Below are 12,709 nucleotides of genomic sequence, written 5' to 3'. Positions count from 1 at the left end.
GGTGATCAATAAAAACTTAGCGCTTTGGTATTGAAATCATACTTATACTACCATTTATCACGTTAAGGATTATTATTTACGAGCTTGAAATAACTATTTACCTTTCTCTCGATAAAATTTATCTACATAAAAGTAAGTCACTTAACTAAGTAAATGGTATAGCATAGTAACACCATCTATCTGTTTAAATTAGAGCAGCACAAAGGATTATGATGATCGTTAACATGTTCGATAAATTAATATTTGCTTGCGCTTTTATTATTGCATTGCAACTACCGCAGCTAAGTGATCATTACCAACAACATTTAGCGGGCTTGTATCATGCGACCAAGTGGCAAGTTGATGGCTATGCAGATACAGCAAAGCAATATAAATTTTCTAGCACACAAGCAATGATAAACCGTCATTTAGAAAACACGGAACCGAGTGTTAGAGCCGATGCAGAACAAAAACAGCAAACCTTGATGCTATTCGCAGACTTAAATCAAGGTATGAAGCTATTTGAGCAAGGTAATTTAGTGCAAAAATTGCTGTATATATTCTCCCCTGATCGTTTTGAAAGATTACAAAATACACTCAATAACTTTAAGTTAGGGATCCCTTTAACCACCAGTGCATTATTGTTTGCGCTGATATTAGCTATCATATTAAATCAGCTCGTAATGTTGCCGTATACTTTATATGTTGCCCAAAGAAAACGAAACGCAGCTAATGCTTAATGACGTAATTACTGTTGGTGCTTTTTAATCGGCTTTTTTAACTACAAATGCGCCACGAATGTCACCCAGTTTAAAATCAGTTGCCTGATCATTAGGGTATAAAGTCGCTATTTTTTTAGAAACTGCGGGGGCAATGTCACTGCCATGACATGCTAAACACGCCTTTTGAGTGGGGATCGCTTTTATAAAATACCAGCCATCTGACCTTTGTGTTTGGTGTTCTATTTTTGCTATAGGCTCGCCATTGAGCTTACGTTGTTCAAAGTTTAATAAAACATTTCTTAACCATTCATCGGGTTGATTATCTGGGTTACGTGTTTTTAACGCACTGCGGCTAATTTGCCATGCACTATTGCTGTGTTGTGAAGTGATAGCGGGTGCGGCTGTATTACATACATTAATCGCCGCTATAGGTCCATTTTGTTGCATGGTGCTAACCAGTATCTGTTTTAAATCAGTTGAAAATGCCTTAATAGTTTTGCGCGCATCGTCAACATTGTTAGCAAAAGCAGCGGATGAAATAAATAAACTGGAAAAAAGTAAAATAATGCGCATAATACACCCCTTAATATTAGTAACTACTAATATATAGAGTGTCAGGTATTTTTCAACTAAATCGTACAGTGTTTCAGCACTTTTTTATTCGATGTACCGTGGCTAAAATCGATAAACGGTCCCAAGTGAGAATAATATGTATACTAAACAAGATGATAATAAAGTAATAAATCAACAAAACACCTATGATGCTGGTGGACTTAGTGCTGATGACCCCTTGGCGGCAATTAAAGCTATTCGACTTGAGCAGTTGGCACAATGTCGGCTAAAAACACAAAAAGAAATGCAAACGGGGCATAAAAAAATAAACCCTAAGCGATAATAATTTGCTAAATTAAATTTATGAATTTCAAACTTGGATAGTGCAATCAATTACATAACTATAAAACACCCTCATCAAGTTATTTCTTTTATTGCTTGGCTATGCGCTTTGGTTGTGATGTTGATAGGACTTTTTACACCTAACAATAAAGAAATTTTATTGTTCTTAACAGTGAGCTCGCTGTGTTTGCTGATGTTTAATAGTGTGGCAATTTCTGCTTGGGTATTTCATCAGTTTAAAGATAAGCAGTTACGCTTTATAGCGGTTCTATGTAGCGCAGCTTTAATGCTGTGCACAGTAGGGGATGTGATTAACTTTAACCTATCCCAGCACTATCATCGCTATGCAACGTTAATAAAGCATGACTACTTAATTGATTCAATTTTATTTTTTGCACCTGGCTATAGCCTTTTATTTTTAGCCTGTGTGTTGGCCTATAAAAGGCAGCAAGCTATATCGCAATTAAAAAGCATACTTTTTATGCTTGTTGTACTGGTGATAAGTGCTACGTCGCTCGCTACTATGTACCTTGATGGGGCTGGTATACCTATTTTAGCTATGACCGGCGTTTATAGTGTGGTGGTAACTGCCGTGGCGCTTATGGGCCTTATGTTGGTTATTGCTTATGGTGGGTTTCATGCGCCCAAATCAATAATGTGGGTGAGCTTAGGGCTTTTCCTTGCTGCATTGGCCGATGCCATTATTGGTGCTTTTTGGATTTATGGTAACCAAGGGCAAGGTTTTTATCCTCAGGTGCGCTATATAAATTGGTTTATCTATATTAGCTCCCAATGCTTAGTGATTCATTTGGCAAAAGTAGTCGCCTTAGCTAAATAACGTCAACAATAAAAAAGCCGCTAAATATTTAGCGGCTTTTTTAAACTAGCGCAGAGTTTACATTACTCGCATACCAGGCTCTGAACCATCGTCTGGGTTAAGAATGTATATTTCTTTACCGCCCGGGCCTGCGGCAAGTACCATGCCTTCAGACATTCCAAAGCGCATTTTACGTGGTTTAAGGTTAGCAACCATCACGGTTAGCTTTCCTTCGATGTCTTCTGGTGCGTAGGCTGATTTAATGCCTGCAAATACTTGGCGTGTTTCGCCGCCTAAATCAAGAGTTAACTTAAGCAGTTTGTCAGCACCTTCTACGTGCTCTGCTTTAGCAATTTTAGCAACGCGTAAATCTACTTTTGCAAAGTCATCAAATTCAATCTCAGCTGCGATAGGCTCTTTTGCCAGTGGGCTATTAGGATCGATTTTGTCTTTTTCAGCGATTAAGCTTTCTTTTGATTCTTCAACCATTTTATTCACTTTGTCCATTTCAACACGTTGCATTAACGGCTTAAATTTATTGATAGGGTGGCTTATTAGTGCAGTTTGCACACCTTGCCATGTAAGCTCATCATTTAAAAAGGCTTCAACATTTGTCGCCATACCAGGCAGTACAGGCTTCAAGTAAGTGATCAGCACGCGAAATAGGTTAAGTCCTAACGAACATACCTGATGCGCTTCTTCTTGCTTAGACTCGTCTTTAATAAGCACCCAAGGCGCAGCATTATCAATAAATTGATTTGCTTTATCAGCAAGCGCCATAATTTCACGGATTGCGCGGCTGTATTCACGATTTTCGTAATGTTCAGTAATAGTGGCTGAGGCGTTTTGGAATTCAGCAAGCAGCTGTGGTTCCATAATTGTGTCGCTTAACTTACCGTCAAACTTTTTAGTAATAAAGCCAGCACAACGGCTCGCAATATTAACTACTTTACCCACTAAGTCTGAATTTACACGCTGTGCAAAATCTTCTAGGTTTAAGTCTAAATCAGTAATACCACTATTAAGTTTAGCTGCGTAGTAATAACGTAAAAATTCAGGATCTAGGTTATCTAAATAAGTACGCGCTTTAATAAACGTGCCTTTTGATTTAGACATTTTCGCGCCATTAACCGTAACAAATCCATGAGCAAATACGTTAGTAGGCTTTCTAAATTGAGCGCCTTCTAACATCGCAGGCCAAAACAGGCTGTGGAAATAGATAATGTCTTTACCAATAAAATGATAAAGCTCAGCGTCAGACCCTTCTTGCCAAAACGCATCAAAGTCGATGCCTTGTTTGTCACATAAGTTCTTAAAGCTCGCCATATAACCAATAGGCGCATCTAGCCATACGTAAAAATATTTACCTGGTGCGTTTGGAATTTCAAAACCAAAATAAGGTGCATCACGGCTTATGTCCCACTGCTGCAAACCATCGGCAAACCACTCATCTAGCTTGTTCGCCATTTCTTGCTGGATTGTGCCTGAGTGTAGCCATTCTTTAAGCATGCCTTCAAAGGCTGGTAAGTCAAAAAAGTAATGCTCAGAATCTTTTAAAATAGGCTCAGCACCCGACATGACAGAGCGTGGGTTGATTAGCTCTGTTGGGCTATAAGTTGCGCCACAGGCATCACAGCTATCACCATTTTGATCTTCTGATTTACAGGTAGGGCAGGTGCCAGTAACAAAGCGGTCTGGCAGAAAAATACCTTTTTCTGGATCGAATAACTGAGAAATAGTGTGCTTTTTAATATGACCGGCATCGTTAAGGCGGTTATAAATAAGCTCACTAAATTCTTTATTTTCTTGGCTGTGAGTGCTGTGGTAATTATCAAATTTGATATTAAAATCAGCAAAATCTCGTTGGCGTTCTATGCTAACGTTTTTAACCATTTCCTCTGGCGTGATCCCTTGCTTTTGCGCATTAAGCATAATAGGTGTGCCATGAGCATCATCGGCGCACACGTAGTATGCTTCGTGGCCTTGTAGTTTTTGAAAACGCGACCAAATATCAGTTTGAATATACTCTAATAAATGCCCCAAATGGGTAGGGCCATTGGCATAAGGTAATGCGCTAGTAATCAGGATCTTTCGCTGTGCCATAATCATTCCAAATTAAGCGTTCCTAGCTAGGAACAGATGAAAATTATTACATTATCGATAAGCGCGGTAGTAACAGAGTACACTGCTTATTGATATTTACTAATTGACTGGTGTTAATGCCCTGAATGTTACATAATTCCGTGGCACTTTTCATCAAAGAAACGCTATTTTATTGCTATGTTTGGACTGTCGAAACTATTCTCTGCTAAATCGGTGCAAAAACAACCGATTATTTCTGCTTTAGCGGCCTATCGCAGTGCCGCTTTTGCTGTGGGTATTGAGCAAGATTTTATTGCTGATATTACTCAAAACACCGATAAATCAATTATTGTTAAACTCACTCTTCCTTTTGCCGCGCAATCTGAAATGCCGCATGTTGCTAATTTTTTAGCTGAGCGACTTAAAATCGAGGTAAATGTAAGTGCGGTTGTGGCACTTAAAGAGCCTGCGAAATTTAAAGCCATAAAGCACATTATTTTAGTTGCCTCAGGCAAAGGCGGGGTAGGCAAATCTACTACGGCTGTAAATCTTGCCGGTTCGCTTAAAAACGAGGGCGCTAAAGTAGGCATTTTAGATGCCGACATTTATGGTCCGTCTATTCCTATGTTGTTAGGTTTGGTAGGCAGTGAGCCTGTCACTAAAGACAACAAACAATTACAACCATTTGATGCCAGCGGTATTAAAGCGCAATCTATAGGCTTTTTAGTGCCTAGCGACGATGCAACTGTATGGCGCGGCCCTATGGCCTCAGGCGCGCTTAGTCAGCTATTAAATGAAACCGATTGGGGTGAGCTTGATTACTTAATCGTCGATATGCCCCCAGGCACTGGCGATATTCAATTAACCATGAGCCAAAAAGTACCTGCCAGTGGCACTGTAATTGTTACAACGCCACAAGACTTAGCGTTGGCAGATGCGCAAAAAGGCATTGCTATGTTTAATAAAGTAAACGTGCCAGTGCTTGGTTTAATTGAAAATATGAGCCATTACATTTGCGGGCATTGCGGTGAAGCTAATCATGTATTCGGTAAAGATGGCGCACAAAAATTAGCCTTGAAGCATGGTGTTCCTGTGCTTTCACATATTCCGCTTGCGATTAATATCAGAGAATCCTCTGAACAAGGTAAATTGATTGCCAATGATGCAAATGCAGCTATAAGTGAAACTTACAGTGCAGCCGCACGGCTCATCGCCAGTACGCTTTATTATCAACAACATCACAACGCGATTGAAGTTGTGATTACGGAAGATTAAAAATGAGACTTTCAGATACACATATAAAAGAATATTTAAACGACGGGCGCATTGTTATTGAGCCCGCCCCGACCAGTGAAATGATTTCAGGGGTTACCGCTGATCTTCGCTTAGGTAATAAGTTTAGAACTTTTCATGCCCATAATGCCGCTTTTGTTGACTTAAGTGGTCCAAAAGATCAGCTTAATAAAGCCTTAGAATCAATTATGAGCGACGAAATTGTACTAGATGAAGGCGAAGCATTCTTTTTACACCCCGGCGAGCTTGCATTAGCAATAACCTATGAAAAAGTAACCCTGCCTGCAGACATCGTTGGCTGGTTAGATGGGCGTTCGTCGCTGGCACGTTTAGGTTTAATGGTGCATGTAACCGCACACAGAATTGACCCTGGTTGGAGTGGTAATATTGTTTTAGAGTTTTATAACTCGGGTAAACTGCCACTTGCACTTAGACCCATGATGAAGATTGGTGCAATGAGCTTTGAAACGCTCACCGGTCCATGTGAAAACCCGTATAACACCCGTGTTGATGCCAAATATAAAGATCAGAATAGCGCGGTGGCAAGTCGTATCAGTGATGATAAATAGTAATTCTGATTTTTAGAAACGATTACTATGTTTGTTGATGAAGCACATAACCTAATAGTTGAAAATAATGGTTAAGTGCTTCATTGGCGTGTAATGTGTGCTTTAACTCAGGATAAATTAAACTATTATTACTTAACCCGCTGACTAAGAAACTGTTTTTGATTGTTTGATGCTGGTTTATACATGCTTCAAAACAACGAGCTGCAAGCTCCTCTGGCATACTCATGTATTGTTGCTTGTGCTTCTTATCAAACGCGATACAGCGTTGTACAAATTCATTCGCATCTTCACCGTTTTGTTCTAAAAATACCTGCTTATAAAATTGATTAAGTGCATCATTAAGTGGATGGCTCAAATCGGGAGAGTTTGATAACCATAACTTAGAGGCGAAACCAAAGCGGGTTTTTGATTTAAATAAATGCTCACTAATATGATGATCAAATGCATGAAACCACTCATGGGCTAAAGCACCGCCGCCTGCGTTTTTTGCCAGTGCGAGAGTTTGATCGTAAGCATTATAGTGTGCTTGCACGCCTTTTTGCCCACCGTGACCAAAGGCAAAGTTAAGCTTACCGCGAAGGCCAATTGCTGTTGGCGGTAAATGTAAAATTTGCGCTAAATCAGCTAGCGCATCATAAATTAGATTGGCACTAATAAATCGCTCTTCTTTAGTCACCCATTTACCAACTACCATCGAACGAAAACCAAAAGTCGTTCTAATATCGCTAAAATCAACTTGGTCGTCAAAACGATAGTCAGGGCCTTGGCGTGAAAATCCACGCTTTAATCGAGAAGGGGTATTACGCATTGGTTATTTCATTTTTAATTACAGGTAACGTGCTTTTACGTGAGCGGGCATATGTTGGGTTTGTTTGGTAATTAATTCATCTAATAAATCATACAACGGCGCCGGATTGAGTGCTTCAATAAGCGATAAACTATGCGCTACGGCCTCTAGCGTTGACAAGCTATCTGCTCTTGGGGCTTTACGAATAGTATAACGGTTAGTGGGAATTTGGCGAAAGCTTACTGTTTTAAACTGTTGTAATAGTGGGGTTAATTGCAAAATTTTAAAGGCTTTATTCCATGTACCATCGAGCACTATTAAATGTGTAATGGGTCGCACGTTTTCACTGTTATTGGCTACATCTAACTCAATTGCGTCCTCGTTTGGATAGAGTAACACGGTCGAGCTGAGTGGCAGCTTTTGCAAGCAAGCAAAATCTTGATTATTTTCGCCTATAATTATTTTGCATCGCGTTAAACTTAATGCCAATAACTGTGCCGTATTTTTACTAATTTTTGCTTCACTGGGGTGCTGTAACACAACAACCTCAGTTTGATTATCAACACAGGTGATTGCATTGCAAATACAGGTGCTTAGCGAAAAATTACAGCGTTCACAAAGGGCACGTGCCATAAGCTAACCATTCGATTAATACATTTAACTTAATTATACATTTTTGCATTAATAAAGTTGGTTTTTTTTGTGCTTAGATATAGAGTAAGAGATGAAGTATAAATTGCAGGAACGCATTATAGGGCATCAATATGACAGAAATCAGTATCGACGAATCCGCTTTAGAAAGTATGGAATCGCTATTAGGTGAACAATTTCCAGATACGCTGGAATTTTGTTGTGCGGAATTTGAGCGCTTAGGGAACGAAACTATTGCAGCGCTTGGCCAAGATAAAGAGGCTGCAATTCGCCATTCTCATAGCCTTAAATCAAATGCGGCTCAATTTGGAGCGGCAAGTTTAGCCGAGGTAGCACGTTTAATTGAATATAATTTAAATAATGGGAATGACGAGCAGGCTGTTGATGCAGCAAATAATTTAATGGCGCAAGTTACTGGCTCGCAAGCAAAATTAAATGAGTGGCACGCTCAGCGATAAACCCGTTTAATGAAGAACAGAATAAAGTGTTAACGTGAATTTTTTTCAGTTTTAAGCGCTTAATTTCCCCTAGTAATTCACGGCTTTACTGAGTTAGTCTTAAGGCTAACTTGCTCTTTAGAGGTAACAATGTCAGAAATAAAAAAGAGTCATAAATTAGACGGCGTCTGTTATGACATCCGTGGCCCCGTTTTAGTGCAAGCTAAAAAAATGGAAGATGAGGGCCAAAAAGTACTTAAGCTTAATATTGGTAACCCCGCGGCGTTTGGTTTTGATATGCCAGAAGATATGCACCGCGACATTATTCGTAATTTATATTCTGCTCAAGGCTATTGTGATTCTAAAGGGCTTTACTCTGCGCGTGTTGCTATTTATCAACATTACCAACAGCGTGGTTTACACAACTTAGACGTTGATAATATTTACATTGGTAACGGTGTGAGTGAACTGATTCAAATGGTCACTCAAGCGTTGTTAAATAATGACGATGAAGTATTAATTCCTGCACCCGATTATCCGCTTTGGACTGCGTCGGTAAAGTTAGCAGGCGGTAACCCTGTTCACTATTTATGTGATGAAGAGCAAGATTGGTTTCCTGATATTGATGATATTAAAAGCAAAATCACCTCGAAAACTAAAGCATTGGTGTTAATAAACCCTAATAATCCAACAGGGGCAGTGTACAGTGATGCCTTGCTTGAAGAATTGATCAACATTGCCCGAGAGCACAAGCTTTTACTGTTAAGTGACGAAATATACGAGAAAATTCTGTACGACGGCGTTACCCATACTTCTATTGGTGCATTGTGCGACGATATTCCCATTATTACGTTTAACGGTTTAGCTAAGACATATCGCGCCGCTGGTCTTAGAATGGGTTGGATGGTGCTAAGCGGGCGCACTGCCTTAATGACAGATTTAATTAAAGGCCTCGATATTCTTGCCTCAATGCGTTTATGCGCAAACGTCCCTGCTCAATATGCCATTCAGCAAGCATTGGGTGGGGTACAATCCATTGATAGCTTAATTGACCCCGGAGGCCGCTTATACGAGCAACGAGATATTGCTTGGCGTGGATTAAATACAATTGAGGGGATAAGCTGTAAAAAGCCAAAAGGGGCGCTGTATGCATTTCCCAAAGTTGATACAAAATTGTTTAATATTAAAAATGATGAACAAATGATGTTTGACTTGTTAAAGGCAGAAAAAATATTATTAGTACATGGGCGCGCTTTTAACTGGCCAGATCCCGATCATTTTAGATTGGTGTTTTTACCTAATAAAGATGATTTAAGCAGTGCGATGATGAAAATGCAGCGGTTCTTCAAAGATTACCGACAAGAATAAAGTAAAAAACGAGCCAAATGGCTCGTTTTTTGGTTAATGCACTAAAGTAAATGGCCGTGTTTCAAAGCATGTGATGGGGCATTCCATTCTCTGTCTTGGAATGCCAGCTTCCATAAAAACGTGCCCTTGCACAGTAAAGCCGTTATTTTTGAATCGTTCTACTTCATTTAAAATACAGTTAATACTGACAGCCTCAATACCTTGCTCTGCGGCAAGCTTTACAATGAAATTAAGTAGAGATTTATAAACGTTGCGATTGCGGTGCTGGGGTAGTACGGCAATTCTTCCTATTAAACCATCATTACATAATCGACCTGTGGCAACAGGTGAGTGCATATTATCGGTAACCAGAATATGTTGAGCGAGCGCATCTAAGCTATCAAATTCAATATTCTTTGGAATATGTAATTCGTAAACAAAAACACGCTCTCTTATTTGTTGAAGTTGATCTTTTTCACTTTGCCAATCAACTTTGTCAACAGTATAAACCATAGCCTCCTCCTAGCTAAACCAAATACCCTCATTAACCAGTGTAGTAAAGGTTTCGATAAAATCTAGGCTAGGTGTGGTTGAATTCAGCAAGCTGCTATCAAATTCAATAAAATCAGTTAGCTGTTTTACAGCCTCTAAATCAGATAGCGGTAAAGAGTAGTTTTCGCCATTAACACTTAAAAGCAGCTCATCACCTATGCATTGGTAAATTGCACGCGTGCCACCAAGACGCTCAAATGTCATATCACTGTCAAGTTGTTGCATAATTTCAGCTGTACTAAACGGGTTTTCTTCAGGCGCTAAATCCATATCATGCTTAGGTTGACTTAATGTGTTTCCCAACCAATTTTTAAATAAGCTGTCGTTTTCTATTAAAGCCTGCATTAACGTTTTTACTTTATCAACTTCGCTTTGCGTAAGCTCACCTTTTGAATCACGTAGCGCGAGGGTATGATCCGTGTAACGCTTTTGGCCGCTTTCTGTGTCAATAATATGATCTGCAAAACTAGACAGTAAATCTTGTTGATTAGGCGCTCTAAATCCGACCGAGTAGTTTAAAGCATTTTCAATGGCATAGCCTTCATGTGGACAACCTGGTGGTATGTACAAGATATCACCAGGCTCTAAAACACAATCAATTACTGCGGTGAAGGCTTCAACTTGTAACAAGCTTTTATTTTGAGCAAATTGTTTTAATGAGGCGTCAGGTAAGCCTACTCGCCAATGGCGTTTGCCTTCTCCTTGAATAATAAATACATCATATTGATCCAAGTGTGGTCCAACACCACCGCCAGGAGTTGAGTAGCTGATCATTAAATCATCTATACGCCAGTTAGGAATAAAACGAAATGGTTCAAGCAATTGTGCGGCTTCTGGGTGCCAATGATCGACTGCTTGCACTAATAAAGTAGCGTGCTCATCGGTGAGTATTTCAAAATCTTCAAACGGCCCTTGATGGGACTGCCATTGCTGGTTATGGTTGGTTATAATACGCGACTCTATGCTGTCTTCCATGGCAAGGCCTGCCAGTTCATTGGCATCAAGAGGGTCTTTAAAGTCACTAAAACCTCTTTTGATTAACAGTGGCTTTTTTTGCCAATATTGATTTAAAAACGCTTGCTCAGATAATTCATTTATTTTTAATTGATACATAGAATGCCTATAACGTTAAGACCTAAATGAAAAAAGCGAAAGGCAGGTACCTTTCGCTTTTTATTAGTAGATTTGAGTAATTAAACTAAATCATCAATAAACTCAACAGCGCGACCAATGTAGTTGGCTGGGGTTAGCTTTTTCATTTCTGCTTTTGCAGCGTCTGGTAAATCTAAACCATCAATGAAATCAGCCATAATTTCTTGATTTACACGTTTACCACGCGTTAAATCTTTTAGCTTTTCATATGGCTTTTCGATGCCGTATTTACGCATTACTGTTTGGATTGGCTCTGCTAGTAGCTCCCAGTTTTGGTCAAGCTCATCGGCTAAACGTTGTTCGTTAACTTCTAGCTTGCTTACACCTTTAAGTGTAGATTGGTATGCAATAACAGCATAACCCATACCTACACCTAAATTACGTAATACGGTTGAATCAGTTAAATCACGTTGCCAACGAGAAACAGGCAGCTTTTGCGCTAAGTGACCTAATATGGCATTAGCTAAACCTAAGTTACCTTCTGAGTTTTCAAAATCAATAGGGTTTACTTTGTGTGGCATAGTTGATGAGCCAATTTCACCAGCAATGGTTTTTTGCTTGAAGTGATTAAGCGCAATGTATCCCCACATATCGCGGTCAAAATCGAGCAATATAGTATTAAAACGCGCAATAGCATCAAATAGTTCTGCAATGTAGTCATGCGGTTCAATTTGTGTGGTAAACGGGTTAAGTGTTAAACCTAGGCTAGCTACAAATTTATCTGCGTGAGTATGCCAGTCGTAATCAGGGTAAGCACTTAGGTGAGCATTGTAGTTACCTACAGCACCATTTACTTTGCCTAGCATTTCTACTTGGGCAATTTGATCACGTTGACGCTTTAAACGCATGTATACGTTTGCAAACTCTTTACCCATAGTTGATGGGGTTGCAGGTTGCCCATGCGTACGAGTCATCATTGGAATGGCTTTGTATTCAACAGCTTTTTCTTTAATTGCGCTTAATAGCTCATCGCAATAAGGTAAAATAACATTGTTACGTGCTTCACTTAACATTAAACCGTGAGATAGATTATTAATATCTTCAGATGTACATGCAAAGTGAATAAATTCATTAATGGCATGTAATTCAGCGTTATCAGCTACTTTTTCTTTTAGTAGGTACTCTACGGCTTTTACATCATGGTTAGTGGTGCGTTCAATGTCTTTAACACGCTGCGCATCGGCTTCACAGAAGTTATCGACGATAGCATTTAATAGTCCGTTTGCTTGCTCGCTTAAAGCTGGGACTTCTTTTATATCGCTTGCTGCAGCTAACGCTTGCAACCAACGCACTTCAACGGTTACGCGGTATTTGATTAATCCAAATTCGCTAAAAATACTGCGTAGTTCAGTGGTTTTGCTGCCGTAGCGACCATCAACCGGAGAGATAGCCGTTAACGCTGAAAGCTCCATAATAACTCCTAAATT

The 12,709-nt window shown here is 39.5% G+C and carries 14 protein-coding genes; 7 read left to right on the top strand and 7 right to left on the bottom strand.

Annotated features, from left to right (window positions below; translation table 11 throughout):
- Window positions 1-212: 212 nt before the first annotated feature.
- Window positions 213-719 (top strand): DUF2937 family protein, encoded by a 507-nt coding sequence (locus tag ACNSN3_RS07780; RefSeq protein WP_055012565.1) that lies wholly within the window; start codon window positions 213-215, stop codon window positions 717-719.
- Window positions 720-743: 24 nt separating this feature from the next.
- Here ACNSN3_RS07780 and ACNSN3_RS07775 read toward each other — a convergent pair whose 3' ends face one another.
- The gene (locus tag ACNSN3_RS07775) at window positions 744-1,274 is read right to left on the bottom strand and encodes a Tll0287-like domain-containing protein (RefSeq protein WP_418606909.1); all 531 of its coding nucleotides are present in this window, start codon (window positions 1,272-1,274) and stop codon (window positions 744-746) included.
- Between the two features lie 136 nt (window positions 1,275-1,410).
- On the opposite strand from ACNSN3_RS07775, the gene ACNSN3_RS07770 reads away from it, so the two are divergent.
- Together ACNSN3_RS07770 and ACNSN3_RS07765 are read left to right on the top strand one after the other, a co-directional pair.
- The gene (locus ACNSN3_RS07770; protein ID WP_055012563.1) at window positions 1,411-1,596 is read left to right on the top strand and encodes a hypothetical protein; all 186 of its coding nucleotides are present in this window, start codon (window positions 1,411-1,413) and stop codon (window positions 1,594-1,596) included.
- A gap of 159 nt (window positions 1,597-1,755) precedes the next feature.
- On the top strand, window positions 1,756-2,433 hold the full coding sequence (locus ACNSN3_RS07765) for a hypothetical protein (RefSeq protein ID WP_418606907.1): 678 nt from the start codon (window positions 1,756-1,758) through the stop codon (window positions 2,431-2,433).
- Window positions 2,434-2,490: 57 nt separating this feature from the next.
- On the opposite strand, the gene metG is transcribed toward ACNSN3_RS07765, so the two are convergent.
- Window positions 2,491-4,515 carry a methionine--tRNA ligase gene (metG, locus tag ACNSN3_RS07760; protein WP_041708923.1) on the bottom strand — a complete coding sequence of 675 codons (2,025 nt, stop codon included), beginning with the start codon at window positions 4,513-4,515 and terminating at the stop codon, window positions 2,491-2,493.
- Window positions 4,516-4,692: 177 nt separating this feature from the next.
- Here metG and apbC point away from each other — a divergent pair, with 177 nt between their 5' ends.
- Window positions 4,693-5,769 carry an iron-sulfur cluster carrier protein ApbC gene (gene apbC, locus ACNSN3_RS07755; protein WP_075169156.1) on the top strand — a complete coding sequence of 359 codons (1,077 nt, stop codon included), beginning with the start codon at window positions 4,693-4,695 and terminating at the stop codon, window positions 5,767-5,769.
- A 2-nt stretch (window positions 5,770-5,771) separates the two neighbouring features.
- The gene (gene dcd, locus ACNSN3_RS07750; RefSeq protein WP_010390186.1) at window positions 5,772-6,356 is read left to right on the top strand and encodes a dCTP deaminase; all 585 of its coding nucleotides are present in this window, start codon (window positions 5,772-5,774) and stop codon (window positions 6,354-6,356) included.
- A 25-nt stretch (window positions 6,357-6,381) separates the two neighbouring features.
- On the opposite strand, the gene ACNSN3_RS07745 is transcribed toward dcd, so the two are convergent.
- The gene (locus ACNSN3_RS07745) at window positions 6,382-7,164 is read right to left on the bottom strand and encodes a CLCA_X family protein (protein WP_138687027.1); all 783 of its coding nucleotides are present in this window, start codon (window positions 7,162-7,164) and stop codon (window positions 6,382-6,384) included.
- An 18-nt stretch (window positions 7,165-7,182) separates the two neighbouring features.
- Window positions 7,183-7,776, bottom strand: a complete 594-nt coding sequence (locus ACNSN3_RS07740; RefSeq protein ID WP_418606904.1) for a tRNA-uridine aminocarboxypropyltransferase — start codon at window positions 7,774-7,776, stop codon at window positions 7,183-7,185.
- Between the two features lie 131 nt (window positions 7,777-7,907).
- Between ACNSN3_RS07740 and ACNSN3_RS07735 the strand changes: the two genes are divergently transcribed.
- Complete coding sequence (locus ACNSN3_RS07735; RefSeq protein WP_010390183.1) at window positions 7,908-8,252, top strand: Hpt domain-containing protein; 345 nt, start codon at window positions 7,908-7,910, stop codon at window positions 8,250-8,252.
- A 129-nt stretch (window positions 8,253-8,381) separates the two neighbouring features.
- The gene (locus tag ACNSN3_RS07730) at window positions 8,382-9,599 is read left to right on the top strand and encodes a pyridoxal phosphate-dependent aminotransferase (RefSeq protein WP_418606901.1); all 1,218 of its coding nucleotides are present in this window, start codon (window positions 8,382-8,384) and stop codon (window positions 9,597-9,599) included.
- Window positions 9,600-9,632: 33 nt separating this feature from the next.
- Here the strand turns inward: ACNSN3_RS07730 and ACNSN3_RS07725 are convergent, their stop codons facing one another.
- The 3 genes from ACNSN3_RS07725 to purB all read right to left on the bottom strand — a co-directional run bounded on the left by ACNSN3_RS07725 (window position 9,633) and on the right by purB (window position 12,694).
- Entirely contained in the window at window positions 9,633-10,091 is a 459-nt protein-coding gene (locus tag ACNSN3_RS07725; RefSeq protein WP_010390180.1) for a GNAT family N-acetyltransferase, read from the bottom strand.
- A gap of 9 nt (window positions 10,092-10,100) precedes the next feature.
- Window positions 10,101-11,243, bottom strand: coding sequence for a JmjC domain-containing protein (locus tag ACNSN3_RS07720; RefSeq protein ID WP_418606899.1), 1,143 nt, complete (start codon window positions 11,241-11,243; stop codon window positions 10,101-10,103).
- Between the two features lie 80 nt (window positions 11,244-11,323).
- A complete protein-coding gene (gene purB, locus ACNSN3_RS07715) occupies window positions 11,324-12,694 on the bottom strand; it encodes an adenylosuccinate lyase (RefSeq protein ID WP_055012554.1) in 1,371 nt (456 codons plus the stop codon).
- Between the last annotated feature and the right edge of the window lie 15 nt (window positions 12,695-12,709).

The sequence above is a fragment of the Pseudoalteromonas sp. US3C1004 genome, from assembly GCF_048401065.1.
Classification (GTDB): Bacteria; Pseudomonadota; Gammaproteobacteria; order Enterobacterales; family Alteromonadaceae; genus Pseudoalteromonas; species Pseudoalteromonas undina.
The sequence above is the reverse complement of the archived record's forward strand: the minus strand, read 5'-3'. Positions and strand labels throughout refer to the sequence as shown.

Coding starts and splice junctions, on each gene's coding strand:
- ACNSN3_RS07780 (WP_055012565.1), top strand. CDS start 213: ATGATCGTTAACATGTTCGATAAATTAATATTTGCTTGCGCTTTTATT.
- ACNSN3_RS07775 (WP_418606909.1), bottom strand. CDS start 1,274: ATGCGCATTATTTTACTTTTTTCCAGTTTATTTATTTCATCCGCTGCT.
- ACNSN3_RS07770 (WP_055012563.1), top strand. CDS start 1,411: ATGTATACTAAACAAGATGATAATAAAGTAATAAATCAACAAAACACC.
- metG (WP_041708923.1), bottom strand. CDS start 4,515: ATGGCACAGCGAAAGATCCTGATTACTAGCGCATTACCTTATGCCAAT.
- apbC (WP_075169156.1), top strand. CDS start 4,693: ATGTTTGGACTGTCGAAACTATTCTCTGCTAAATCGGTGCAAAAACAA.
- dcd (WP_010390186.1), top strand. CDS start 5,772: ATGAGACTTTCAGATACACATATAAAAGAATATTTAAACGACGGGCGC.
- ACNSN3_RS07745 (WP_138687027.1), bottom strand. CDS start 7,164: ATGCGTAATACCCCTTCTCGATTAAAGCGTGGATTTTCACGCCAAGGC.
- ACNSN3_RS07740 (WP_418606904.1), bottom strand. CDS start 7,776: ATGGCACGTGCCCTTTGTGAACGCTGTAATTTTTCGCTAAGCACCTGT.
- ACNSN3_RS07735 (WP_010390183.1), top strand. CDS start 7,908: ATGACAGAAATCAGTATCGACGAATCCGCTTTAGAAAGTATGGAATCG.
- ACNSN3_RS07730 (WP_418606901.1), top strand. CDS start 8,382: ATGTCAGAAATAAAAAAGAGTCATAAATTAGACGGCGTCTGTTATGAC.
- ACNSN3_RS07725 (WP_010390180.1), bottom strand. CDS start 10,091: ATGGTTTATACTGTTGACAAAGTTGATTGGCAAAGTGAAAAAGATCAA.
- ACNSN3_RS07720 (WP_418606899.1), bottom strand. CDS start 11,243: ATGTATCAATTAAAAATAAATGAATTATCTGAGCAAGCGTTTTTAAAT.
- purB (WP_055012554.1), bottom strand. CDS start 12,694: ATGGAGCTTTCAGCGTTAACGGCTATCTCTCCGGTTGATGGTCGCTAC.